At 64.1% G+C, this 824-nt stretch carries 1 protein-coding gene; it reads right to left on the reverse strand.

All coding sequences use genetic code 11. The features are described from left to right. Positions 1–824 (reverse strand): diguanylate cyclase domain-containing protein (locus tag ACWTU8_RS31680; RefSeq protein ID WP_455851233.1); only part of this gene is annotated, 824 nt, incomplete at both ends.

Here is an 824-nt window from a genome sequence, read left to right on the forward strand (position 1 = left end):
GTCGCCGCCGAGGCGCGCAAGCATCTGTCCGTGACGCAGGATGCCGGCCGCGCAGGTCGCCACCTTCTGCAGCATCGCATCGCCGGCGCCATGTCCGTAAAGGTCGTTTACCTCCTTGAAGCGGTCGAGGTCGAACAGCAGAAGCGCAAGATGCCGGCCTTTGACGCCATTATCGCCATTGGCGCTCCGGTTCATGGATGCGATTTCCATGTCGAGACGGCTGGAAAAGGAGCGGCGGTTGGCCAGTCCCGTCAGCGGATCGAAATGGGCGAGGCGAAGGATCTCCTCCTCCGCCTTCTTGCGTTCGCGGATGTCGCGGACGGCGATGACATTGTGGGGCTTGCCGCAATAATCGATGCTTCGGGCGATCAGCTCGACCGGAATTCGCGTTCCGTCGCGGTTCCTCAACTCCGCCTCCCATGGCTGGCCAGCCAGGCTGGCAGCGTCGGTTGCGGTGTGTTCGTCGAAGAGCTCGCGCAGTTCCGTGCCGTTCAGCGTCGCGGCCAGCGTGCCGGTCAGCTTGCCCATGCTGTCATTGGCGCTGACGATGCGGCTGCCGTCGCAGACGATCAGGCCCTCCACGGCGGCATTGGCCAGGCCGTGCATGCGATCGACCTCGAGCTTCTGGCGACGGAAGCGCAGATCGATCCACAGCGCCGACGCCGACAGCACCAGGATCACCAGCGTCGCGGCCGCGGCCGCGAAAGCCTGCGAGGTCGGCTCGATCGTGTATTCGGATATGACGATCGAGGAATCAGGAAAGATCGAGACCGCGCCCATGCCGATGAAATGCAAGGTGCAGATCGCCAGCGTCAGCAGCACCG

This window comes from Mesorhizobium sp. BHbdii (assembly GCF_053848045.1).